This window comes from Teredinibacter sp. KSP-S5-2 (assembly GCF_032773895.1).
Lineage (GTDB): Bacteria > Pseudomonadota > Gammaproteobacteria > Pseudomonadales > Cellvibrionaceae.
In genome coordinates, this window is the sequence record NZ_CP120416.1 from 2880558 (window position 1) to 2907344 (window position 26787).

At 44.6% G+C, this 26787-nt stretch carries 17 protein-coding genes; 6 read left to right on the forward strand and 11 right to left on the reverse strand.

Translation table 11 applies throughout. From position 1 onward, the window contains the following. Positions 1–34 precede the first annotated feature (34 nt). Positions 35–1582 (forward strand): EAL domain-containing protein, encoded by a 1548-nt coding sequence (locus P5V12_RS12475; RefSeq protein WP_316953422.1) that lies wholly within the window; start codon positions 35–37, stop codon positions 1580–1582. Between the two features lie 16 nt (positions 1583–1598). Here P5V12_RS12475 and P5V12_RS12480 read toward each other — a convergent pair whose 3' ends face one another. From P5V12_RS12480 to P5V12_RS12490, 3 genes are read right to left on the reverse strand one after another with little or no spacing between them, the layout of a single operon-like run. Then, the gene (locus tag P5V12_RS12480; RefSeq protein ID WP_316953423.1) at positions 1599–2207 is read right to left on the reverse strand and encodes a sulfotransferase; all 609 of its coding nucleotides are present in this window, start codon (positions 2205–2207) and stop codon (positions 1599–1601) included. Between the two features lie 10 nt (positions 2208–2217). Next, positions 2218–3114: a 3'(2'),5'-bisphosphate nucleotidase CysQ gene (locus tag P5V12_RS12485; protein WP_316953424.1), complete on the reverse strand. Its 897-nt coding sequence runs from the start codon at positions 3112–3114 to the stop codon at positions 2218–2220. A gap of 48 nt (positions 3115–3162) precedes the next feature. Next, positions 3163–4173: a phosphotransferase gene (locus P5V12_RS12490; RefSeq protein WP_316953425.1), complete on the reverse strand. Its 1011-nt coding sequence runs from the start codon at positions 4171–4173 to the stop codon at positions 3163–3165. Between the two features lie 642 nt (positions 4174–4815). Here P5V12_RS12490 and P5V12_RS12495 point away from each other — a divergent pair. Then, positions 4816–5937: a hypothetical protein gene (locus P5V12_RS12495; protein ID WP_316953426.1), complete on the forward strand. Its 1122-nt coding sequence runs from the start codon at positions 4816–4818 to the stop codon at positions 5935–5937. A 115-nt stretch (positions 5938–6052) separates the two neighbouring features. On the opposite strand, the gene P5V12_RS12500 is transcribed toward P5V12_RS12495, so the two are convergent. The 5 genes from P5V12_RS12500 to P5V12_RS12520 all read right to left on the reverse strand — a co-directional run bounded on the left by P5V12_RS12500 (position 6053) and on the right by P5V12_RS12520 (position 13961). After that, a complete protein-coding gene (locus tag P5V12_RS12500) occupies positions 6053–9178 on the reverse strand; it encodes a Calx-beta domain-containing protein (protein ID WP_316953427.1) in 3126 nt (1041 codons plus the stop codon). Positions 9179–9226: 48 nt separating this feature from the next. After that, positions 9227–10837, reverse strand: a complete 1611-nt coding sequence (locus P5V12_RS12505) for an autotransporter domain-containing protein (protein WP_316953428.1) — start codon at positions 10835–10837, stop codon at positions 9227–9229. Positions 10838–11116: 279 nt separating this feature from the next. Continuing rightward, positions 11117–11611 carry an ATP-binding protein gene (locus P5V12_RS12510; RefSeq protein ID WP_316953429.1) on the reverse strand — a complete coding sequence of 165 codons (495 nt, stop codon included), beginning with the start codon at positions 11609–11611 and terminating at the stop codon, positions 11117–11119. After that, a complete protein-coding gene (locus P5V12_RS12515) occupies positions 11612–12091 on the reverse strand; it encodes a hypothetical protein (protein WP_316953430.1) in 480 nt (159 codons plus the stop codon). A gap of 25 nt (positions 12092–12116) precedes the next feature. Continuing rightward, positions 12117–13961, reverse strand: a complete 1845-nt coding sequence (locus tag P5V12_RS12520; protein WP_316953431.1) for a sodium:proton antiporter — start codon at positions 13959–13961, stop codon at positions 12117–12119. A gap of 502 nt (positions 13962–14463) precedes the next feature. Between P5V12_RS12520 and P5V12_RS12525 the strand changes: the two genes are divergently transcribed. Continuing rightward, positions 14464–15813, forward strand: a complete 1350-nt coding sequence (locus P5V12_RS12525; RefSeq protein ID WP_316953432.1) for a mechanosensitive ion channel family protein — start codon at positions 14464–14466, stop codon at positions 15811–15813. A gap of 85 nt (positions 15814–15898) precedes the next feature. On the opposite strand, the gene P5V12_RS12530 is transcribed toward P5V12_RS12525, so the two are convergent. Continuing rightward, positions 15899–17446, reverse strand: a complete 1548-nt coding sequence (locus P5V12_RS12530) for a bifunctional GNAT family N-acetyltransferase/carbon-nitrogen hydrolase family protein (protein WP_316953433.1) — start codon at positions 17444–17446, stop codon at positions 15899–15901. Between the two features lie 307 nt (positions 17447–17753). On the opposite strand from P5V12_RS12530, the gene P5V12_RS12535 reads away from it, so the two are divergent. The 3 genes from P5V12_RS12535 (at position 17754) to P5V12_RS12545 (ending at position 24242) form a co-directional block, all read left to right on the forward strand. Then, positions 17754–18746 (forward strand): 2-hydroxyacid dehydrogenase, encoded by a 993-nt coding sequence (locus P5V12_RS12535; RefSeq protein ID WP_316957424.1) that lies wholly within the window; start codon positions 17754–17756, stop codon positions 18744–18746. 208 nt (positions 18747–18954) lie between these two features. Beyond that, entirely contained in the window at positions 18955–20703 is a 1749-nt protein-coding gene (locus P5V12_RS12540; RefSeq protein WP_316953434.1) for an autotransporter assembly complex protein TamA, read from the forward strand. An 11-nt stretch (positions 20704–20714) separates the two neighbouring features. Then, positions 20715–24242 (forward strand): translocation/assembly module TamB domain-containing protein, encoded by a 3528-nt coding sequence (locus P5V12_RS12545; RefSeq protein WP_316953435.1) that lies wholly within the window; start codon positions 20715–20717, stop codon positions 24240–24242. Positions 24243–24312: 70 nt separating this feature from the next. Here the strand turns inward: P5V12_RS12545 and P5V12_RS12550 are convergent, their stop codons facing one another. Beyond that, positions 24313–25449 (reverse strand): flavohemoglobin expression-modulating QEGLA motif protein, encoded by a 1137-nt coding sequence (locus P5V12_RS12550; RefSeq protein WP_316953436.1) that lies wholly within the window; start codon positions 25447–25449, stop codon positions 24313–24315. A 470-nt stretch (positions 25450–25919) separates the two neighbouring features. Next, positions 25920–26261 (reverse strand): hypothetical protein, encoded by a 342-nt coding sequence (locus P5V12_RS12555; RefSeq protein ID WP_316953437.1) that lies wholly within the window; start codon positions 26259–26261, stop codon positions 25920–25922. Positions 26262–26787: the final 526 nt, after the last annotated feature.

Genomic DNA, 26787 nt, shown 5'->3' on the forward strand with positions numbered 1-26787 from the left:
AGGGTGAACACAACGGAAACGGAACCAACATGCCATGCGCGGTCGTTACAAGCTGATCATAGCGCCCTTCCTCACCGGACTTGGGGTTTTTGTCCTCTCCGGCTTACTGGCCGCCTTATTCCTGAGTATTTCCCTCCGCAGCGAGTCTGAACGCTATGCGGTCAAGCTGGTTCAGCGCATGGATAACATGGCAATTGATGCGCTGCAAATTCTGTTCAATTTGAACAACCGGGGGTTAACCCAATGTGACGACGTCACTCGTCGGGTAATGCAGCAGCAAATATTCCTTTCCCCTTATGTAATCGAAATCGGTTTTTTCGAAAATGACCGTCTGGTGTGTACTACTGGTACTGGCAGGTTGGAAAAGCCCATTGATACGGGTGAACCCGATTATGTGGGGCCGAATAACTCCGAGGTTTACGTTCGGGAGAATATGAATCTACTGCTGTTTGATAATTACACCATGGATGCCGTTTTGGTGAGGCGTGGCCAATTTGAGACGGTGATTGACCCGACCAGAATGGATATTCTGGATGTACCTTATGTGCAATGGCAGGCGGTATACGACAGAGGTGACAAGACGCTTAACCTGGCCGGCACCAAAGGCGTATATGACTCGGTTAAGGCGCACCCCATGCGTTTCGGTGGTTCTGCGCTGGTGTGCAGTCAGAGCGCCAAAGTGGAAGGCATGCGCATTAATAAGAATCACTGTGTGGCAGTGCTGATGGATGTGAAGCAAATGCTGTCTTATCGCCGTCATGAGTTAGTTCTCTACAGCTTGCTGACGATGATTCTTGGTTTTGTCTCAGCTGTCGCCGTCAGAATCAATATGACCCACCGCCGCTCGATCCGCAGCCGGATTACCAAAGGCCTGACTCAGGGCTCATTTTATTGGTTGTATCAACCCATTGTTGATATGCAAACCGGCAAGGTGATTGGCTGTGAGGCACTGGCCCGGTTTCAGGATATGTATGGCACGCTCACTCCGGACCGATTTATTCCTATGTTGCGCGAGATGCAATTAACCTGGACATTCACTTCCAGAATGATTGAGTACGTGCTGAAAGACCTGGATGCCCAGCCTCTTCCCGATGATTTTCGAGTATCGCTGAATATTTTCCCCTACGATATTGAACGCGGTGCCGTTGCACGTATTCGCGATATTAAAGGTTTAAAAGAAACGCGCTTTAAGGTTTGCCTGGAAGTGACGGAAGATGAATATCTGGATACTCCGGTTGCCCATAAATATTTAAATGCGTTGAAGAATGAAGGTATGGCGCTGTCTGTGGATGATTTTGGCACGGGCTACAGTAATTTAAAAACCTTAACCAGCATGCATTTTGATTACCTGAAAATTGACCGCTCTTTTGTCAAAGATATTGAAACCGAAGGGCTAAAAAAATCGATTATTCCGCAGATAATGGATATTGGGCAAAAGTACAATCTGAAAATTATTGCCGAGGGTGTGGAAACCTCGGATCAACATGAGTTGCTGCAAAAACTCGGTGTGCATTATGGTCAGGGTTGGCGCTACGGCAAACCCATGTTATCTATCGACCTTGTTGGGCTGATTAATTTGTAATTGCTTAACGACGCGATTACAACCTGGATTCGATTTTATTTTTGTGTGTAATGCTTTCCCAATAGGTTATCCGACGCCCTTGATTCACATGGGGGAATGTCGGATTGCCGGTTTCGTTTTCCAACGTATACCCCAAACAAAATTGTTGAAGTATTTTACCCGCATTGCTCTCTGTGATGTCCACTGTTAGAAACCGCTCTGGCATGTTGGACATGTATGCCATCACCCCATCATGATGGGTTTGGTAGCAGTGATTCAGGTAGTGGTCGCTGTAATCGGTTTTATTTTCAAAATCAGGAAATGCGTTTTGAAAACACCGCTGTATCGCAGGTTCAAAAACGTGTTTATCTCGCGCCCATTGTTTGCGCATGCTTTTTAGTAACCGCCGGATTGAAAGCAGCCATAATTCCTTTGGACGTTCCAGATAAATACATTTTGCATTCGGGTATTGTTGAAGCAGTTTTGGGTAATCGATAAAAACGGGAGTATCGGCAACGACATCAGCCTGTTCAAATACGCTACGGGTATAAGCGGTGTGAGCAACGGTAAAACCGAGTTCGAGTAAATAGGCACAGGCACTGGTGGTGCCGGTACGCGGCAGGCTGACAATAAATAGTTTACTCATGCCGTTTTACTCAGGGTGTAGTGCAGGTTTGGTATAGCGTCTGAACGTTTTCTGCGAGGTGTTTATCGCTCGCGTAAATTACACCGCAGTGGTTCATAAACAGCGAATCATTTAAGTTAAGCGGTTGCCCGTGGATATCGCTCACATACGCGTCCGCTTCGGCATAGATACACGCGGTTGCGGCAAAGTCCCAAATTGCACCGCCACCTTTATTCACTTTGGGGTATTTAAAGTAACAGGCCGGTGCGTATTCCAGTGCCCATATGGCGTTCATTACCGCACCACCGGTATTGATTATATTCAGCCCTTGTAAACCCATGCGCTTGGCATAGTCTGTAAGTTGTTTAACACTTTTTTCGAAATAGGCATGGTGGGTAAAACTGCGGTCAATGGCGAGTGTCAGTTTGCCCGATGTGTTGTTTTCAAATTGCCAGGGTGCATTGTTTTTAAACACACCCTTTCCCTTTTGCGCGGAATACAGTGTGTTGTCGACCGGATTAAATACCACGCCTAATACAGGTGTACCATCGTGAGCGACTAACGCGATGGACACGGAATAACCCGGAGTATTATCAATAAACGATAACGTGCCATCGATGGGGTCTATCGCCCAAAAATACGCTTTGCTGTGGCGGGCATGTTGTTTTTCATCCTCTTCATTGTCACTTTCTTCCCCAAGCAAAGCAATATCATACTGCTCACAACTGGGTTGTAGATATTGCTCGATGATTTTCTGGCTTTGTATATCCACATTGCTGACCACTTGCGAGGCTAAGGTATCACCGCCCTGCTTTGCGTTTACTTCCAACTCTTGTCGATTAAATTGAGAAATGAATTGCCCGGCATTGACTGCGGCATCAATCGCGTGTTGAAGAAGGTTATCCAAGTCGTGGGTTGAGAGTGTCATTGGGAATTCTTTTTTTCCGTTATTTAAAGTTCAGGGGGTGTATAAACACTATTTTATATTGAGTTGTTGTATAACGTGTCTGCACAAGTTATTGCTGTAACGATGGACTTTCCAATGGCCTGGACTCCAACCTTTTAGAAAACGATAAAAGTCTGCCCAGGCATAAGCGTATAATGGCCGCCAGTTTGCTTCCAGCTTTTCGATTGCAATCGTTTTTTTGCGCCGAACCAGTTCTTTGCCTAAGGCAGAAAAATAAAAATCGAGCAAGGTTTTTTCCATTTTCTCGCAGGTGCTTTCATCTAAACAACTGCTAATAAAATAGGCGACATCTTTCATTCCGCAACCGGCACCCACGTACTGAAAATCCACAGCAGCCACGTTTTTCCCATTTTCGGCAAAACAAAAGTTTGCCAATTTTGCATCGCCATGCACAAGGGTTTGAAATGGCGAAGCATTTAATGCCTTGTCAATTAACGGTGCAGCTTTTTTCAGTAAGCTATCTTGTAAGGCTTGCAACTCATCGGGGCGGGTTGCCAGATGCCAATAGCAGCCCTGCTCCCACAGCCCATTAACATTCAACACCTGCGGTGCTTCAACCATAAAACAGGCATGAAAGCTGGCCAACCAGCTTAAGCATTGCTGCATATCGTTTAGGTTTGCATCGTCTTTACGTAGCGCAAAACCCGCTGCATCCAAATCTTCCATGATGATAATAGTCTCGCTGTCTCGCTCTTCCAGCCAGTAGGCTTTGGCTGTTGGGCAGCCGCGATCACACAAGTGATTCCAGTCTCGGTACCAATGGCTTTCTACTCTGTAGGAGTTGAGTTTTCTCTGGTGGGAGAAGGCAGTGTTCCATCCCCGTGGATGTTGGCTCTGTTCCGGTAACACGATATGTTTGACCACCACACTGGGCACCGATGCGCCATTTACGGCGTAGCGTCGGATAACGCCGTAGCCACTCCACAGTGATTGGATATCTTCCAGGGCAAAGGCCGAATCGGCATTGCAGGCTTTGCAGATTAGGGCTTCGACATCAAATACTGTGTTTTTTGTATCCATAACCTTTTTACTATTGAGTGGTGAGTTGGGTATTCTACCGCAGTTTTTGAAAAGAAATGGGTAATCTAAAAATGGGGAGAGGTTAGACCGCGTGTCAAAAACCGCATAAATACATCCATGTAGCTTCGTCAATTCATCCCTGAATTGACGATTTTTGACACGCTACCCCAACCCCTCGAACAATGCGATAACATATGGTTTATCAAAATTTATCTACCTCACGACCCTATAATGAATTGAGTACTTTTTTGATAACATATTTACTCTTTAAACAAGCCTTTTGTAAAAAAGGTAACCTAAACAAAATGATCTATTACGGTTTAAACATTAGGGCATGTTTGCCAAAAACCGCATAAATACGTCTATGAACTTCATTATTAATCGTTCCCGAACAATCGATTTTTAAAGATCAACTTCAAACAGCTATATATAGCCCCCTTGGTCTAAACAAAAGCATATCGTCAGGCAATTTACCCGAAGGGGTTTTATTCTTGTTTTTGAAACCTTTGGAGGCAGGATGCCGACAAAGAGCGTACAGGGATGTATTTACAGCGTGTTTCAAAAACATGAAGAAAACGCCAACAACTATCCCTTAAAAATGCTATTCTTAGCCCCCACTCAACATGCACATGGAAAAGTCACGTGTCGATAAAACAGTATCTTTTTATATTTATTCTTTTTATTTCATCCTCCGTCCATGCACTGACCGATGATGAATATATTCAAGCCCTGCTTCTCTCCTCTAACACCTCCGACGGAGTACGGCTGGCAGGCAGGTTAATTCGTTTTACCCCGGAGTCTGATCCCATTATTGCTAAACTCGCGGCAGACCAACTTATTTATACTTTGCAAAACCCGATTTTGGATGAAGATGCCAAGGCGTGGTTAGCCAAATTACTTGGCAAAACCAAAGACCAACGCTTTCGTTCTATTCTTGAGCGTGCCCGAACGTTAAACCCGCCACCGAAAGTGGAGAAGCACATTCAGGCAGCGCTATTATTAATCGGTGACGGGGAAGTTAAACCCTATGTGACCAATGCAAAGATTCGTGAAGCGCACTTAGCGGAAATTTTTGGTAGCCGTTCAAGCATCCCTTACCGACCGGAACTTAAAGCCGAATTTTTGGCGTTAGAAAAAGAAACAGAGCTTTCCACCATATTTCAAACATTTGGTTATCCCGGTGGTTCAAGTACGGATGTGAATATTCGTGATTTACCCCGTTTCGGCAGTACCCGTACCCAGCAGTTATTATTAACGTATCCGGAACTTGGGGCGCTTCAGCTTTATCGCTCCCGCGGTATTTGGCGCTTGTCTTATAAGATGCCCTACCCGGATATACAAACCGATGATTCTGCCGATCAATATATTGTGGATGAAATATGGAACTGGAGTTACCCACGCATTATCCAGTTTTTCTCGCATAACAAAGCAAGAAAGTTTACCCAACAGCAATTGGATATACTCGCATACCGTGTTTGGCTTGGGGTGGATACCATTGATCCATTTTTGGCGGATTCACTTTGTCATTTAGCGAATTTTGTTCGTGCCGGTGGTCGTGGCCGTTATCAAGCCATAATGACCGATACGGCAATGAAAGCGAAAGACGGCAAGCTGAGGAAGTACAGCAAAAAAGCAGCTAAACGTGGCAAGAAATATAATGACCAATCACCGGAAGAACAGTTTATGCCCTATGGTGTGGAATTGAATTTGGATGAGCTGGAAATACCGAGTAAATTTGGTGCAATTAAAAAGCTGATGCCTTAGTTCATACACGAAAAATATTATTTTTTGAGTTCGCCAGCGACAAATGTCGCTGGCGTTTTTTTATCAAAAAATATGTTAAGTCATGTTCATTCACAAACACTATGCGCCATATCTTTTATGGTACAGGCACTGCCACATTGGTTTGCACTCGGTAGTTTTTATTTTCCAGATCCGTAATAGCCGTGGCTGCGTCCAGGCTTGGAATACCGTCAAACTCCCGCATAATAGTGACGCTACCTTGTGTACTCCCCACTCTGGAAGATAATACGCCACTGAAAAACACCAGCAACGAATCAACTTCTGTGGTAGAAAACCCCACTTCTGGTGCTCCGCCAGTCAGAGAGAATTGATACAGGTTTACGGGGTTCCATCCGCCACTGGCTGTAAACAGATAAATGCTATTCTGTCCTCCAATCATCAGTTGGCTAAGAACAGAATTATTGATTAAACCTAAATCCCCGGTAATGGTGTTGACACCATAAATATTAAAACCGGTTAATTGGCTATGCATATCCTGAACATTTCCGTTCAGGGTATTATTACCACTTAAAGTAAGCGACCTGACAGCAGCAGGAATATTTGCAACCGTTCCCGATATAGTATTTTGACCACCAACACTGAGGTAAATCGATCCATTATTTGTCAGAAGATCCAAATTGCCGCTGATGGTATTCACCCCATTTATGTTAAAGCTAGTCATATTTGGATGAAGCGTTTGTATGTTGCCGGACAGCGTGTTATTACCAGAGACGGATAAAGCTGTGATCGTGTTTGGTATCGAACCGACATCACCGGTAATGGTGTTTCTACCTAAGATATATAACGAAACGGTACTATTATTTTGCACCAACCCTATATCACCCGAGATTGTGTTTTGCCCCGTGACATTCAGGTAGTTGAAGTTTGGATGCAGGTTTTGAATGTCGCCACTTAATGTATTTTGTCCAGCAATGCTCATTGAAGCGAGGCTTGTTGGAATAGTTTGCACATCACCAGAAATAGTATTGCTGCCATTGGAGACGGTTAAATTCGTCATCGTGGCAGGCACAGTACCAATATCACCGCTAACAGCGTTAGCGTAGTACATTAAGAACTGGGTCATTCCTGAGGGCAAGTTTTGTAGGTTGCCGGTAATATTACCCTGCCCGCCGGAAGTACCGCTTAGGGTAAATATTCGAAGGCTTGCAGGTAATTCAGATACATCCCCATTCACATCACTTCGTGAAGAAAGCACTAATTCTTCCAATGCACTGTGATTGGTTGCAAGCCCGGCAAATGTCGTGGTCAGCACCGCTTGGTTATTAATATTCAACACAACCAGATTATTGGCACCACTTAAAATACTGGTATCAAATTGATAGGCCACACCAATGCCGTTAATACCAGTAAGAGAACCGATACCGTCGGAAAAACTCACTGTGATACCGGTACCACCATTGGCATAGGTATGTGTTGCACGACCAGCCGAGGTAAGTTGTGCGAGATCCTGATTATTTATTCGAGTGGGTGTTGTGCCGTCATTCCAATCCACCTCAGCATAACCCGAGTTCAAAGCCAAACCGATTGAAGCAGTGTTGAGCAGGCTAACAAAAGGTAGCGTGACAGGATCGATAAAGGTTAAATCATTAACGGTAATAAACGCGACAGCATCGCTGGAGCCGGCGCTATTGACTGCACGAATAGTGTAACCAGCACTCGCGACTATCTGCGCAGGTGTCCCGGATATTTCACACGAAGTTAAATCTGTGGTGACAGAAACTGTTAAACCTTCCGGCAAGACATCAACCGCAGTGCACGACGTCAGGTTTCCGGCACCGGTATTAGAAAAGACAAGTGGTGTAATGGCTCGTGTAAAGGTATAAACCTGTGGGCTGGTATCCGCAAGCGCAGGCGTATTCAATACCGTGGAAATATTTACTGTTGCTTCTGCACTACCGTCTTCGTTTGTTGCACGAATGCTGTAATCGGCGGTAGCAACTACCACGCTAGGCGTGCCAGTAATTTCACAAGTAGAGAGATCCGCCGACACCCCCAACAATAAACCTGCGGGTAAACCTGCACCAACCACATCACACGAAATCAGATTTCCGCCACCGCTATTAGCGAAACTTAACGGCGTAATGGGTACGTCTACAGCAAATACCTGTGAGGCGATATTTCCTAGCTGTGGTGGATTAAATTGAAGGTTGTCGATAACGACCTGATAACTTCCCACAATTTGTCTGTCACCATTTTCGCTAACCAATATGGCAAAGATAATGACCACACCACTGCGTAACGGTGTTAACTCACCCGCTGCATTTACGGAAACAATGGTTGGGTCACTGGATTCATAGATTAGTGTACCAACACCTGGTATGGTTGTTTCATCGACCGGGTTACTTAGTACTTCACCAATTTTTAATGTGGTGACCGCTTGCGTAAAGGTCACCACTTGAGGGCTGTTGTTTATTAACGTAACACCCGTGTTGGTTGCTTGAATCTGCTCTGTGTTGATTGTGGCTTGCAAGCTGAAAAATTCGCTTGTCTCGTTAGCGTCACCGTTAATGAGTGCTACCGCGACTTGTTGCTCAATGTCACCTACTTCAAAAATAACTGACCCGCTGGTTGGCATATAGTCCAACCCCGCCTCTGCCGACCCCGGCAATGTGGTATAGGCCACAGATAATGTTTCAGTTGCGGGTGCAAGTAATCGCAGCGTAAATATGGCTTCTTTATCGTTTTCTTCTACCACATCACCAATAACACGAACAAAGGCTGGCACAGGCGTTACATATAAAAATGTTGTGGCGGAATTAATTTTGCCGTTGCTGTCTTCCACGCTCAGGCGAAAACCAATTTGCGTTTCATGCTGTAAATCCGGCACCACAATTTGCGTAGTTAATTCTTTGGGGCTAATAATGCGAACTTCCGGCCCACTGATATGTTGCCAGTACACATTTTGCAGGGTAGTTCCTGCAACCAGCTCAACTTCCCCCAATAACGACACAATCACGTTCGGGTCAGAAAATTGCCTTTCCCCGGCAGAAACTTTTGGTAACTGAGAAAGCTGTTCGTCAGTGGAGGGTTCCGCACCGGGCGAACCTGTAACAGGCTCACCGTTTTCATCAAAGCCTTGGGGTACTGGCGACTGAAAACTATCGTCTGAGGCCGTGGAGCTGCTCCCGCCACCACAACTAACGAGGACAAAGCTCGCGCAGAGCAAAAAAACAAAAAATAAGTGTCGAAAAAAAGTGTTCATTATTATTTCCCTGTTATGACTAACAAAAGGCAAATGTAATCTGGCTTCTTATAGTGCGTCGAAACGAATACCCAACTGAAATTGGGAGGCGTTTAAGTGGTCGTAGCCCACGGTTTGGGTATATTCAAAAAATGCAGAAATGCCGTGAATAAATGCCGCAGAACCACCTAACGAAAATTCGTAAAATGCGCTGTCGCCACCATCGTTTTCAATCATGTATGACCGGGATGAATTAATGTCGTAAGCAAAGCGTGCGGTCATTGGGTCTCGGTTGGATTCCGCTTCGCTGTAATAAGTAAACGACATTGTCGGAATAAATACGCCCCAGCTTGGTGTTAATACGTAAGAAGCCTGCGCGCCCAACGCCACACTTAGCTGATCCATTTCCTGCTTGCCCAAATTCATGGCAAATGCGCTGTTACCCTGCTCACCGTAGGCATCGATTTTATTGAGCATATAATCTGCACGTAAAAACGGCGTCACCGAAAGAGCCTCTCGCTCCCATGTCCATTCAGCTCGCGTGTTGAACATGCTTTGGCTTCCAGATGTGCTGCCCTTAACCTGTTCATTAACGGTGAAATCTTGATTGCCATATTGAATATTTCGGGTCGAATCTATATCGATCCAACCTTGCCCTAGCTGAGCGTAAATACTGAAATTGCCATTAAAATAGGCTCCAAAAGCACTCAGGGAAGTGACTTCGGTTGCCAGTTCGCCGCCGTTGTTTTTGTAATCCAGCGACGAATCGCTGAACGATGCGGTGGCACCCACTAAAAAACGGGTATTCAGGAAATGGTCCCCACCCAGAGTCAATGTCGTTGCACTTGAGTCGTAACCGCTTTCCAGAGAAGTACGATCACGATCGGCATCATCCAAAATAACGCTCGCAAATACGCCATAGCGTGGTAAGGCGTTGGACACATCATCCCCCGCTGCTGCGCCGGTAATACTGGTGCCCTGCCACTGACTGCCGTTCAATGCAAAACTATAGGGCGAGTACGCTGCGTTGCCATATTGACTGGCAAGCTTCTGTTGTTGCACACGTTGGGAAACGGTGGTGATTTGAGGCCGACTGGAATCGGCAACAATGCGCATTTGGGCAACGGTTTCTTCTGGTGTAATTTGGCCTAGAGCGACGGCGAGTGTTTCCGGGTCGCTGGTGGTCAAGGTTTCCAGTTGACTACAATGAGCCAGTAACTCAGCCTGGGCTGCGCCTAGTTCCGCATCGCTCTGGCTACGTAAGTCATTACACAAGCCATCCAGAGTCTCCGCCATGTTCTCGCTATTGCCTTCAGTTACCTGCTCGGCAATATCGCTGTTGCGGACAATAATGGTAATGTCCCCAACCGATAGTTCCTCGTTGACATCAATCACCGTGTAGGTAAACGCTAGTGTCCCTCCGGTATAGCTGGGGTCAGCTTGAAAAAACACACTGCCATCGGCATTTAATGTGGCACTACCGACCGCAGGTTGGGTAATGGATATTACCGTGAGCGCGTCGCCGTCGGGGTCGCTGTCGTTGGACAGCACATTGATCGTGATATTGCTATTTGTCGGGATGGTTCGCACATCCGCGTTCGCGGTTGGTGGTGCGGCCTGAACCAGGCTTGAGCCCAAGAGTAAATAGACTACTAATATAAGAAAGGCTAATTTTTCCATGTGACCAACTTCAACGTCATTTTGTTATGAATATGCGGAAATACGAAAATAGCTGAAAATTCGTTCCCGAGCACTCGAGCAGGCGTTATTATTTTTGTCCACGCCCAATCTTTGGAGACGGTAAATCATAAATTAAATAGATGACAAAAGTCATACGATTTCGTCGGAAAACCTAAGAAAATCGCCCCAAACGAACAAAGACATACGTGCAGAGAGGCAATGGTTTTTGTTTGTTGAACAAACTTCAATATTATCCGTGCATAAAAACACGGAGAAAACCTAAGAAATTCTGATAAGGTGAAATCCTTCTTCCGTGGTCGGTGCAACAAAGTACTTGGTAACCTGCTCAAACATTTCTACCGTATCGGTTGCCGCTCTTTCCGGTTGTTCAATGCGCCTTTTTTCGATCCGCTCCAGACAGGTTGCATTGCCCACATCAATAAAAACCAAACTGTGGGGCGCATCAACTTCAGTAAAAATTCCTTTGAACCACGCCCGTTGTGAGACGGTATTAGCAGGAAAATCCATTACCACATCGGTGCCTGTGAGTAATATTGACTGAACGAGTTTTTTTATTTGTGGCTTGAGTCGTCTGGAATATTTTATATAGTCATCTAACGACGAAATTTTATTTGGGTAAAGCGATTCGAGCCATTCATCTTCCGAAAGTAAGACGGCATTTCTTTCTGAAGCAAATTCCTGTGCTTTCGTGGACTTTCCCGCCCCCATTTTTCCGCAGAAAAATACCAATGTTCCTACATTTATTTCGCTCACTTAGTTACCCCGAGTATTAGCCTGTAACGCATTGACATAAGTCGTAAACAGCTTGCTTTTAGAATTAACATAAAGATTAAAACGACTATATTTAAGCTGTCCTGAAATTGGTTTCAAAACCATAAGATAAGCTTCACCTTCTAACAGATGAACCGGACAAGCAGCTTGAGCCTCTTCTAACATATGGCTGGCGACGATGTTTTCCCCTACATTTAAAGTACCACGATAGGATTTAACAATTTTTCCTTCAAATTTATCGGTATATGCATACATCTCAGAGTGTACATTCGCAACACGATTGATATATACCACAACCAACTCATCACGGTACGAAAGCTCTTGTATTGGATATTCATTTGGTAACGGCAGTACCTTACAGGCAAAAGCATATGCTGAAGCTAAAAACAGTAACAAAACAACGATGAACCTATAGGCAAGTTTTAGCATAGGCATAGTATTTAGATTCAAGTTTACTGCCATAATTTTTAACACATTTACGGAAACACTATTTCGCCGTTTCCACATTTTCAACCAGCGTGGTCTGATTTTTTGCCAACTCCCCTTCTGTTTTTGTCTGCAGGTTCAACGCGTAGATAATCCAACCGGCATTCAGTTGAGGTTTGTTGTCGGATGTAAACCAGTGAATTTTATTGTCCGGGTCCAGGGCAAACAATTCAATTGTCGAGGATGACTGATTTTGCTTTTGCCAGTCACTGTAGACAAAACTTTCTGTTAACCGCGTTTTGCGTACTTCAGCACCTTTGGAAAACAAGGAAGCCAATTTGCCATAGCTGATTGATGATTCAAACAGAAACTTACCGCCATGCTGTTCACTGGTGCGAAATTTTTCCCGATCTCCCGGCATCGCCAAGGTATAAATATCACCGAGATCAAATTCCTCCCGAAAACGCAGCGCAGCAGAGGTATTGCGTTCCGCTTGATGTGACAAGCCCAACATACCATGCAAGCCGGTGGTGTCCAAATGCAAGTCTGCGTGGTCTGATACGGGGCTGCCATAATAAGTCGACAACCCTGCCATGCGCGCAGCTTTAATGTTCTCCCAATAGTTGTCGCACAGTACAACTTTTATACCTGCCCCCTGAAGAGCTGAGGCAATACCGATTGCCACCGGATTCGCCCCAATTACCAGATAGCCGGCACTTTCGTCTTCACACACATCAAGCCACTTGGCGAGGGAGCGTGCCGTCATACTCTGAATAACAACGGTGCCGATAATGACACTAAATGCCAGCGGCACAAGCAAACTCGCCTGGGCATAACCCAATTGATCCAGGCGTAATGCAAACAGTGCAGTCACTGCCGCGGCAACAATTCCTCTTGGCCCGACCCAGGCCAATAAAGTTCGCTCTCGCCAGGTAAAACTGGAACCGAGTGTGCTAAGTAGAATCTTCGCCGGTCTGGCAATGCATTGCATCACAAGCAATACACCCAGAGCCCCATAACCCAGGTTTCTGAAAGCGGCAAAATCAATACGGGCGGCAAGTAGAATAAACAGGCTGGAAACAAAAATCAGGGTCAGACTTTCCTTGAACTCCAATATGCCACGTGTATCTACCCCTGGCATATTGGCAAGCCAGATGCCCATTACGGTGATGGTTAGCAGGCCAGATTCGTGGCTCAGGGTATCGGATAACACAAAGCCAGCAACCACGGTGGCAATAGCGGAGAAATTGTGCAGATATTCTGGCAGCAAATGGTGGCGTAAAAGCAAACCATAGGCATAACCCAATGTCACACCCAACCCCAGACCGGTAGCCAGGGTTTTGAGAAATACTCCAATCACTGCTGTGATTTCAGTGGAACTTCCCTGAACGATAATCCACTCAAAAACAATTACCGCAAATAAAGCGCCCAGAGGATCGATAACAATCCCCTCCCAGCGCAGTGTGCGGGATATTTTTTCGTTAGGGCGCAGAGTGCGTAATATAGGAACAATAACCGTTGGGCCCGTTACTACCATCAAGGAACCAAATAGCGCAGCCAGGGGCCAATCGAGGCCAGCAAGATAATGCGTGGCGAGGGTCACGATGACCACATTCAACAACGCACCGTAGGTCACCATGTTAAGCACGGTACCGCTGATATCTTTCAACTCGGAACGCTTCAGCGTAAGGCTGCCCTCAAACAGAATGACCGCCACAGAAAGGGATACCAGGGGGAAAAGCAGCTCCCCCAGTAAGGCGTCGGTATCCAACAAGCCACTTACCGGCCCAATGAGTATCCCCGTCATCAATAAATACAAAATTGCCGGTTTAGTAGTTTTCCAGGCCAACCACTGGCAGGCAAAGCCCAAGATCGCCACCATGCCCAAAGTAACAAGAGTCGACATATATACTGTTCCGTTTTTTCCGTTTTGAACCAGGCTCGCTTCAACCACTCGCCGTCTTTGAAAAAATAGCCTGTCTATCACAGTCAAGTTGAAGAATTACGCTTCTCCAATGAATTTGGCGTATATTTATTTGCTTTCTTCATCAGCAACCAGCAAAGGAGGGGCAGTATGGGGTCAGTTTTGAGATAAAACCAGATGGAGGAAATAATTTTACATTCGCCGTTTATGGTTGAATGGCCGACTTTTAAACCCTTTTTCACCTTAAAACGTCTCTTAATCCACATTATCCGCAGCACTATTAAGGTGCCACATATGACGGTCAATTTTTATTGACACGCTGATAAAACCCTGGCAAAAAGCGCGCGAGGAAGAATCGGGGTGAACCTATCTTAGTATTGCTCCTCAGATAAAAAGTCAGCCATCTGTTAGGCTATTATAGTTTCAGAGAAACACGTAACAGATATAACAAGTACATCCGCTTCTTTGCATGGACATTGAGACTATGAATACCTCATCACTACGCGAAAACATTTGGGTTCAGATAGAAAAAGCCTCTGATCTATTAGAGTCACCTGAATTATATTGGCAGTTAGGTATCATCGCTCTCATCTATGCTTTGGCATATATTTTATCCAGTGCGATACAGAACAAAGTGAATGCCTATAGTGCACATGCACAGAAAGAGGGAGGCGGTTCCACCACAGAGCCCTCCATACTCACGCACTTAAAAAATTCGGTTGTCTATCATAGCTGTAAAATTCTTTTCCCTGTACTTACCATTGTTCTGTTAAAAGCAGCCAATGAGTTTGCCGGCAATTACTTTGAGCATCATTGGTTGGTAAACACGGCATACACTATTGCTGCAATTATTGTATTAAACGTTATCATCAATGAGTTGGTCAAAAATTCAATCGCGGCATCTGCGCTGAAATGGATTGCTATCCCTATCCTCTTTTTCCATTTGGTTGGCGCTTTACCATCGATTATTACTTTTCTTGAATCTATCTCCATTAAGCTCGGCAATATTTCGTTCTCTTTATATGGTGCGCTTCGAATTGCAATTTTTGGTGCGTTACTATTTTGGCTGGGAAGAGCATCCAATACGGCCGGCAAGAACGTCATTCGAAGACAACAGAATTTAGACATTCGAACCAAAGAGGTTGCAGCCAAGCTCTTCGAGATATTTATATTTATCAGTGTTGTATTTATATTCCTACAAATAATGGGTATTAACCTGACCACATTGGCGGTTTTTGGTGGTGCTTTGGGTGTTGGTTTAGGCTTTGGCCTCCAGTCAATCGCGTCGAACTTTATATCTGGTGTGATTATCCTATTAGATCGTTCAGTTTCTATTGGCGATTATGTGGAATTCGAAGATGGAAAATGCGGCATTGTTCGGGAAATGGATCTTCGTTCAACAACACTGGAAACCTTTGATGGCAAGGACATTGTGGTGCCCAATGAAAAGTTCATTACCAGTACATTTACCAACTGGACACACAAGGATAAAAAGCAGCGTTATCGTGTTGATTTTTCTGTGGCATACGATTCAGATATACACAAGCTTGTACCGCTGATTAAAGAAACGGTTTCTGCCCACGAACAGGTAATCAGCGGCAGCGATATTCCTTTCGAATATTTACCTGATTGTGAAATCTGCAGTTTTGGTGACTCGGGTATTAATATGTTTGTCGAGTTTTGGATGGAAGGGATCGACGATGGACGAAACCGCGTTGGCGGAGACTTGCTGCTTTCCATACTCGATACACTGAGAGAAAACGGCTATACCATCCCCTTCCCTCAACGCGAGGTACGTGTGTTGGACAGCCCAATCAAAATAAGCAAAGGGTAGAACTCGAACCAATTTTAGATATCGGTCAAAAAATAGAAGCCCCTTCATCTAACGAAGGGGTAAAACCGATAGCCCAAGCTTTACATCAGTCTCCGAACCAGTCTATGCCATAGAGATCGCGTCGTCGGTCCAGAAAATTTCTCACCGACCCTTCGTTTTTCAATTTATCCAACTTCTCCAGGTCAAGGTCGACGATTAGTGTCATTTCTGTATTCGGTGTGGTTTCGGCCATAATTGCATCATGGGGGAAAGAAAAATCGGACGGAGAAAATACTGCCGATTGTGCATACTGAATATCCGCACCATCCACCTTCGGCAGGTTACCAACACTTCCGGCGATGACAACGTAGCATTCATTTTCAATTGCCCTGGCCTGAGCACAGCAGCGCACACGTAAGTAGGCATTTTTTGTATCTGTCCAAAACGGAATAAACAGCAACTGCATGCCCTTCTCGGATTGAAGCCTCGCCAACTCAGGGAACTCCACGTCGTAACAAATAAGAATTCCGATTTTGCCAAAGTCCGTTTCAAATACATTTAAACTGTCCCCACCCTGCATGATCCAGGCACGTTTTTCATGGGGCGTCGGGTGAATTTTATATTGTGATTCAATAGTGCCATTACGACGACAGAAATAGGAAACATTGTATAACTGGCCATCTTCTATAACCGGAACAGACCCGGCAATAATATTGATGTTGTAACACACCGCTAAACGGGATATTTCCTCGACAATTTCTGTCGAGTATTCGGCGAGCGCTTTAATCGCATCCAGAGATGTGTCATGCGCAGTCACTCCCATTAAGGGCGCGTTAAAAAATTCAGGTAAAAGCGCGAGATCACATTGATAGTCTGACAGAGCATCAATAAAAAATTCTACTTGCTGGATCAATTCCTGAACACTATGAAGAGGTCGCATTTGCCATTGAACGCAGCCCACCCTGGCAGATGTTTTTATCGCACCGAAAAGCGGTGTTTTTTCGCTGTCGTAATATAGATTATTCCATTCCAGAAGTGTCGCATAACCTTTGGATTCTTTATCCTCCGGCAAATAACCACGAAGAACCCGTTTAACTTCAAAGTCGTTTGATAATTGAAAGGTCAAGATAGGGTCATAGATTTCTTTTTTCTTCACTTGTTCAATGTATTTTTGTGGCGACATATTGTCCGCATAGTCCTGATAGTTAGGTATCCTGCCTCCGGCGACAATGGATTTTAGATTCAAGTTTTGACAAAGTTCTTTTCTCGCTTCATAAAGCCTTCGGCCGAGCCTCATTCCCTGGTAATCAGGATGCACCACTACTTCAATACCATACAACGTGTCCCCCTTCGGGTCATGTGTCGTGAGGTACGCATTTCCGGTAATTTGATCATAGGTATGCTTGTCTCCAAATTTTTCGTATTCAACGATCAACGAAAATGCAGCAGCAACGACCTTGCCGTGATCCTCAATACAGATTTGCCCCTCGGCAAAAGTTGACAACTGTGCACGAAATTTCTTTTCCGGCCAGGCTCCTCCCATATTGGGATACAGAATGTCCATCAGCTCCTTGAGATCGGCATAGTCATTCAACTGCAAATTGCGCAAACGTAAACTATGTTCAGAATCGTCGGTAACTTTTTCTATTGCCATGAAATTAACCTTATCAAAAACATCTGGAGAGTGTTAGATCCAATAAAAGTCGATCGGGACAGTATGAATGTACTGCGTTGAACAGCCTTTTTTATGTAATATCCATAACAAAAGCATTTTTATTCGTGAAACATCGCGTATTAAATATTATTCATATAACGTAGCACATTTTTTGCTGTTTTGTTCGTCATAGGCGGTCAGCTAAGAAACGACATAAGGTTAGCATTTGTGATGAAAAACGCTGTAGATCTGTATTCTGCTCGGATAAACTGTGAGCGGATTTACGGCCCATTTCTCGGGAGAAAAAATGAAAGTCGCGGTATTCAGTTCCAAACCATACGATGAAAAGTATATTTGCCAGGCAAACTCCATTCATGAGATCACGTTTTTTGAACCTCATCTCAATAGTAAAACTGTGGCATTAGCATCAGGCTATGAAGCCGTTTGTTGTTTTGTTAACGACTCCTTAGACAGTGATACTTTAGTTGCATTGAAGAACGCGGGTATATCTCTGGTTACCATGCGCTGTGCGGGGTTTAACAACGTCGACTTGCAGGCAGCGGAGTCCTGTGGCATTACCGTATGCAGAGTACCAGAGTACTCTCCCCACGCCGTTGCCGAGCATGCCTTGGCCCTGATACTGAGCTTGAATAGAAGCATACACCGCGCCTACAACCGGGTAAGGGAGAACGATTATTCACTGAATGGACTACTGGGTTTTGATATGTATAACAAAACTGTCGGGGTAATAGGAACCGGAAAGATAGGAGCCACGTTTGCCAGGATTATGCAAGGCCTGGGATGCAAGGTTTTTGCTTATGACCCTTTTAAGAACCCGGAAGTTGAAAAACTTGGAATAGAATATCTGCCTATCGAAAAAATCTGGAGCGAGTCTGACATTCTGTCACTGCACTGCCCCCTCGTACCCGCAACCCGACATTTAATTAACAGTAACTCGATTGGCCAAATGAAAAAGGGCGTAATGCTCATCAATACCAGTCGTGGAGGGCTGATCGATACACGGGCAGTAATAGACGCTCTTAAACAAAAACACATAGGCTATTTGGGATTGGACGTCTATGAAGAAGAGTCAGAACTTTTTTTTGATGATAATAGTAACCATCTATTACTGGATGACGTTTTCGCTCGACTAAAAACATTTAACAACGTCATCATAACCGGGCACCAGGCTTTCTTCACCGAAGAGGCATTGAGCGCTATCGCCTCTGCCACCATTCAGAATATTGACAATTTTGCATCGGGCAAGCTGGATGATATTCATTTGGTAAAAAGTAAATAAGGAACAATAAAACAATCTAACTATCAAAGCGTTAGAGCCAAAAAAATCTGTTAGTCCGGAGATTAGAGCCTGCTACAATAATGAACCGTTAGTAACGCTTTATAAAAAACATCAACAAACCGATAACAACGAAAAGCACGCCATCAGCACAAATATAGTAAAGGTTATTTTTATTAAACACTTAACAACACTGTGGCATATATTCGCCATGCTGCTTATAACCTTGAGCCTTACAGGGCAGAATGTGTTTGCTTCCACCCTTCCTTTTTTAGGGGGAGAACCCGCCTTCGAAATAAGCCAGGATCGCGCCAGCAAGGAACAACGCCCGGAGTTAATGAAACTTCTAAAAAAAGAAATAGAGACCCAACGCAAGTACAACAGTAAACTTCAGCATACAACCAAACGTACAAAAATAGCCCAATACGAAAAACAGCTGCTACAGACAAGGCTGAACGCCGAGGGCTATTACGATGCAAAAGTCACCTTCAGGTTGGGTGAGAAAATCATTCATTATCTGGTTCGACCCGGTGCTCAGTATCGTATTGGCTCCATTACCCTACAACTTCCCGAACACGTGCAAATACAACCAAATTTGTTAGACATTCAGGAAGGCTCGCCGCTCAAAGCGGAAACCATACTCAAAGCCAAAAATACGTTACACGAACTGGTCTCCTCAAGGTTTTGCCTTTATCGGGTGGAGGTTACCTATCGCGTGTTGCTGGAAACAACGCTTCAAGCTGGTCATGTCACCTTTGCCGTGGCCGACGAACCCCATGTGGTCTTCGGCGATGTGACAATCGAAGGTATTCACACCGTCGACCAAGAATACCTTATGGCGCAGCTGCCAATTGGTACCGGTGACTGTTTCAAACGCACATTGGTAGATAAAGCACGTATCGATTTAATCGGCACCAATTTGCTCAGCAGTGTCGTGGCTACAATTCAACCGCCAAACGACGGTAAAGTCGACGTGAGCTTTCAGGCAAGGGAACGGGCACACCGTTCGATAACGGTAGGTGGGGGTTATCAGGCCGCAGAAGGGCTCGGTGTATCGCTGGGGTGGGAACATAGAAACCTGATGCGAAAAGCCCAACGGCTGAAAGTCGATTTAAAGGTCGCCGAAAAGCTGCAATCCATCTCAACAGATTTGGCATGGCCACACTTTATGCACCCCAGCCAGACGTTTGCTTTTTATACCAAAGCAGAACATTTGGAAAGTAATGCGTATGTGTCTGAAAATGTTGACGTTGGTACAGAATTGACCCGGCAGTTAAACCGGCGCGTCAAAACCACGCTAAGCGGAGAGGTTTCCTTTGCCAAAATTATTGAAAATAAACAAGAGGATAACTACGCCCTGCTTTCACTTCCTTTGGGCATAGAATATGACGAACGAAATTCGCCGCTAGACCCACAAAAGGGCTGGGTGGTCTCGGCTCATGTCAGCCCTTATTGGGACGCCTATGAAACCGCAACGCAATTCTCTAAAAATGTTTTGGCCGCCAGTGCCTACTCAACTTTTAAAAACTGGCCGTGGCACCCCACATTCGCACTTCGTGCCGCAACAGGGGTTATTCAGGGGGCAAGCCAGGAGGATATCCCCGCCCATATACGCTTTTATGCCGGCGGCGGCGGCTCGGTACGTGGCTACCCCTATCAATCTCTCAGCCCACTTGTCGATAAAAAGCCCGTAGGCGGGCTGTCACTATCGGAAGTTTCCTTTGAAACTCGCTTACGCTGGGGCCAAAATTGGGGAGGCGTGGTATTTCTTGATGGCGGTATGGCCTATGAACAAAAATCCCCGCAAGCAGGGGAAGATCTACACTGGGGTACAGGGCTGGGCATTCGCTATTACACCAGCTTTGCGCCGATTCGTTTTGACATCGCCGTACCACTGGATAAAAGACGGGACGTCGATGATGAATTTCAAATTTACGTCAGTATTGGGCAGGCATTTTAGTGGCAGATAAAATGAGTCAACAGCGAAATGTAAAACACATAGCATTGGGAATATTGCTCTCGGTTACTACTTGCGTTGTAGTTTGTGCAATCAGTGTCAGCGCCCTGCTGTTCACAGAAAAAGGCAGGCTCAGCCTAGTATCCATTGCAGTTAACACGCTGCACACCGTAACCGATATAAGGGTAAATATACACAGCCTCTCTACGCCAGAGTTATCCGTTTGGTCTTTTGAACGGCTTACTCTGGCGAACCAAAGCAGCACCATTGTCGATATAAAGAATGCGCACCTAGCTTGGCAACCTAAACAACTTCTGCAAAAACATCTGCATATAACCAAGCTACATGCTGCTGAAATTAACTACTATCCGCCAGAACAAAAAGAGACACCAAAGCAGAAGGATACAGCGGCTTTACCCACAGATATTTCTGCATTCACACCTGGCTTGAACACAACCGTAGACGATGTGAATATCCAACAGGTGAACGTACACCACTATTCGCTACTTATTGACGAAAAGTCGCAACCGATTCCAACACTTTCCCTGACAGGTGAAATAAAACTCCATAAAGACGCCCCTTTATACAGCCACTTGGCATTGCGTTCCCATACCGCTCCGGCATTTGAAATTGTCTTGTCTATATCCCAGGAGCCACAAACACAAGAAACAATACCACCTGTTCACATTACTGGTACGTTTAAAGAACCCGCCCGCGGAATTATTGGTTCACTGGCAAAACTCCCAATAAAACAGGCTATTGATGCCAAAGCGCAATTTGTCGTAATACCAGAGGCAAAAGGCATTCGCATGCAATTGGAACAATTACTTTTTCCACTTGCCAAAAGGCGCGTTGACATAACCGGTTCTTTCTTTCTGGCAAAGACTATTGAACAGGCGGAAGTTTCCGACCTGGTGGTGAATATCGATAACACCCAACATCGAATATCGGGCAAATGGGATAAAACAAAAGATGCACACAACATTTACCTCAAACTGAATGCAAGCCAGTTTCCACTCGATGTTTTCTCGCCTTTTAACCTTCCCGTGCAAACCGGCCAGCTGACAGGAGAAGTGATTGTTGCGGGCACGACAACCCAGCCAACAGCCAATGTGAATATCAATGCGGTTTCGCAATATAAAAATCTACCGTTTTCAGTGAAAGCACAAGGTAACGGCACACGAGACAAAATCGATTTAAAGCACTTTACGTTAAACCTCGATAAGGGCGTTATCACTGCCCAGGGGAAAATGGATATTACTGGCAAGCAAAGCCAACTCAACCTGAGTGTAACCAATATTCTACTGGGGCACTTACAAACTTTTGGTATCACATTACCCGAAACGCTCGAAGCAAAACTCGAAAGTGGCCAGGCCCTGCTAACCGGAAACATCCTCAACCCGGATGGCAGCCTTACCTTTCAGGCATCTGGAAGTTATAAACAGGAAACGTTCCAGGCGACGGGTCAAATACAAAAAACAGCAGACGATATCGCTATTCAACACTCAGAAATAATACTGCAAAAAAAAAACGGTAAAGCAAACGTCAGTGGCCAAATAAACTTACGCAGCTACGATGCCAACCTGTCATTACACTCCAGAGAGCTGCCACTACAATTACTTGAGCTTGCTAATATCGCGTTGCCCGACGGGCTCATAGCACATTTGGACAGTGACCTTGCCATTGCCGGTCACTTAAACAAACCCAATATAAAAGGAGCCGCAAAACTTTATGGTCACCTACAGGAAATGCCTTTCCTGATAAACGCCCAAGGTGGATATCAAAACCAACACATCGACATAGATACCCTAACCTTACACGCCTACAATGAGCAGGTATTAAACCTTGAAGGCAGCCTGGAAAAAGGGGCATATGACATAAAGCTAAACGCACAAAAACTGCCGTCCCAATTGCTTTCTACAGTAGGTTGGCCGCTACCGCCCGGTGAATTCAATGCTCAAATCCACGCTCAGGGCAACGAAACCTCCCCAAGCTTCAACGGTGAAATATTCTATAAGACCAAACTTCCAGGTTATAACGATCAAGGCAGACAAGAGGATATTGACTTTCAGTGGACAACACACATAAAAACTGAAAAAACATCCAATAACGAAGACGCGTTTCGTTTTACCTCTGAATTTTTCCGAAACAAACAACCGCCCGGACAAGTTACGATCGAACTTCCGGCAAAACCCTATGTGGATTACATTACCCGCGGACGATTTGACAATGCTCCAATACCAACAGCCGCCATTCTGGATGCAAAACTCAACGCGCAAACCATCTCGTTTTTTCTCGACCCGGAACAACACCGCCTATACGGCAACATGAACTCACACCTGGAATTCAAAGGCACACGAAACAAAATTGATTTAAAGGGTTTTATAAATATTCATGATACTCGCTATGAAAACCCGATTACCGGAACCATCATCAATCACATTCAGTGTGTGATAAATATCGAACAACAAACATTTACGATGACACCCTGTCATGCAACAGACGACGATCAAGGTCGCTATCAACTTTCAGGCAACATTACTGCCCCACCAAAAGCGCAGATGGGCGCAGTGGACATTACTTTGGATGCGGACAAAGCCAGCTTAATAAACCGTCCAGATATAGAAAGTGAACTTAGCGGCACCTTACGTTTGTTCGGTGATTTTTCTACACTCACCGCCCAGGGTAATTTAGACGTTTCTCCATTAACCGTGCATCTTGTCTCTAGCTCGGCCAGCAACATACCCAAAATTCAAGTTGAGCGAGTTCACTCTATTGATGAATCGAAAAACGCAAATGGAAACACACAAAAACACATTGTGCCGATCGTCAACCTGGATATTATTCTCGCAGCCAAGCGACAGGCCTATTTACGTGGACGCGGTCTTGAAGCAGAACTAGTGGGAAATATTCACTTAAAGGGAAACCTGCAAAAACCGCGCTACGACGGACAATTTCGTACTGTTCGCGGTGTATTTAAAGTATTCGGAAAAAAATTCACTTTAACCGAAGGGTTAGTGGACTTCGCAAACAACGCCATAAGCCTGTATGTAACCGGAGAGTATGATAAAAAGGATCAGCGAGTTATTGCCAATATTTCAGGCACCAATGAAGATATTAAAGTCTCCCTCAGTGCAGAGCCTGCCCTGCCCGATGATGAAATACTGGCGTTTATTATTTTTGGAAAAGCAGTGCAAAATATTACCCCTGTCGAAGCCATACAGTTGGCGACAGCCGTACAAACTCTGAGAGGTGGCAGCAACGCCATTGACCCGATTGGCAGCGCACGAGACATACTCAAAGTGGACACGCTATCGATTGAATCAGACACTACAGACTCAGGCGAAAGTGGTATGAATGTCGGTATGGGAAAATACCTTAACGAAAACGTGTATCTGGAAGTAGAGCGAACGCCAAACCCAACTCACCCCTGGCGTGGCAGCCTGGAAATTGAACTGACTCCAAATATTAGCCTGGAAAGCTCGGCTGGTGGAAGCAACGGCCTTGAAGGGGCTGAAATAAAGTGGAAAAAAGATTACTAACGGTACCACCTCATCCACAAAACTAGACACAAAAGGTGACCTGAACACTCATTCAGGCCACTCGGTACTGTTATTTTATTGCATGGACCACAAACTGATCAATATTGCTACAGGGGGCAGGATTTCTTAAGGCAGGAGAAATAAATTTGGGCGGAACCAAATAGCCTTTTTCTACCAATCTGGAAATCAACGGCAAATATTTAATGGATGTTTTACCCGTTAACAAATGAAGAAAATCCGGTTCCGATTCATAAGCATTTAATATCAAATGGAAGCCATTCAAATATAAATAGTCTTTAGTAAAGCCTCCACCTCGATACACACGAGCTGTGATAGTAAACGCTCTTTCATCACTGACCTGATACTGTTCTTTCAATAACAAAAATGTATTGCGAAAACTATTGCCCCGAATCAAGGATCGAACCGCCAGGACACGTAACGCCATAGTTTTTAAACGCCCGATGGTCATACACCCGGAAAGGTATTCACACAGCAACGCCAAGCCTTCCTGGGTCATGGTATTCGCGGGGCAACCTACTGACAGAATTTTGAGCGGTTGGATACGCGCATTTAAGGTTGTAACCAAATGCACGCCAAGTTCGTGATGTGCCAGAGCAACAGCTTCCATTTTGCTCAGACGTGCTGCGCTGTTCAATTTCACTTTTGTACCTGCCACCAAGGCATTGGCAATCATAGAATCGTCTGTCACCAGCTGATACTGATAGCCTTCCTTCTCAGCAAATTGCTCAAGTAAAACCCGAAGAGCTTCCGCATCATATAACACCTCTTCCCCTGCCTCGTCAGACTCGGGTAAATGCAAAACGAAATGAGCGTTAGCGATATCTTTCGCTGAAGGCTCGCCGTAATAGCGCAGAGAATCGTAGAAAAAATCCGTGGAACCAATGGATTTATACTGGTCTACCTTATCAGCATAAGAGTCGATAATATCGCTATACAAGGTACGTAAGTCATCATCCAGTAACTCATCTACCGGTAAGTTATAGAGGTTGCGTTTGAACGCAAACGGGTAAACATCCTGTTGCCGATAGATAAACTTAGGGTCTTGAGAATAGTGATTGGCAAAGAACTCTTTTTGTTGTTCCTTATAGTTCAGAGGCCCTATGGCATCCAAAATATCGATATAACTTACGAGTCGATGCAAGCTATCATCGATCATACTGACTTGCGGATCAATCTTCTTTACCATTTTACAATCTCTACATAACTCATACTGAATTCTATTTCCCCGAAGGGAGACTTCTCCAACCAGGGCTTGCCGTGTTTTCGACCAAACCTCCAGGTACGAACCTACCGTCTACGGCCTTTACCCTGTCACAATACAGCCGGCCATAACCGAGTATTCATATCGACATTAGCCGCTACAAAACCTAGCTATTATTTACTGAATTTCAAAGGTTACACAACAAAAAGTGTAGAGTGAGGAAGGATAAACCGGAAGGGTACGACTGCTTCCAGTCAAGGTTGCTGTGAAAACCTGCTTTTCTATATGAACGGCGCCATAGCAACAGCTATGAACGCCCAAATTGACTAGCATTCCGACACTTTACCATACCTCTCCAATAGAACAGAGAATGACAGAACACTCACAGTGTGTGGACTCAGGTCATTACCTAGATTCAATTAACGCTCCAGAATGCCTTTCATGAGATCTTTTGATTATTTAGGATATATATAACGTACAAGTTCAGCGTGTCCATACAAGCCAGCATCACAATTGTCATTCCCCTGTATCACGATAGTCTTACCTGACATATATAATGCCAAGGCCAGTGAATATTGAGCCTTCCCGGTTTCAGTTGAGATATCGATTACCCACTCCCAACCAGTAACACAGGTTGCCTTAGTTGGCTCTACATCAGATGCAACATTTAATATCACAGCATTGGGAATATCTTTATTAATTAATATTCTCTCAATTCTTCCTGTTTCCTGACTGGCCAGTACATCCATTGAGACTAACAACAATATAAACAATGCAGTTTTTATCATAGAACTCATATCATATTACTCCATTTAAAAATCAACTATCAGTTTAAAATTATGAACACTAAAGAACCAAACAGAGTTATTCATTCATCAGCTTAAATTCAATAACAACCATGTTTACTGCCATAGAACTACAGCACCTAATCAAGCCCCAATTCAGCATACATAATCATGCATCTCCCACACAATACGAAAAAACAAACATCCGCAACAAAAAACAAGTCAAAAGTAACACTAAAAAGTATTCTTGATTAAGTTAGGCATTTTAATAACGAATTATATTCGCAGAAGCACCCGATTGAGTTAATCTCATCTCAGACTATACTATTCATGAACTTCGCCGCAAGTAACATGAAAAACATATACCTTACTTTTTTCCTTAAAAACAACCGACTAATTGAATTAAATATTTTTCTTATGCAACTATTCGATAAAAATAATTTAACACACCACAATATTCATTTTTCTACATACTTAGTTGAAAACCTTACAATTTCATCCAAACTTTATCTATGCGTGATCTACTACGGAAAATCAC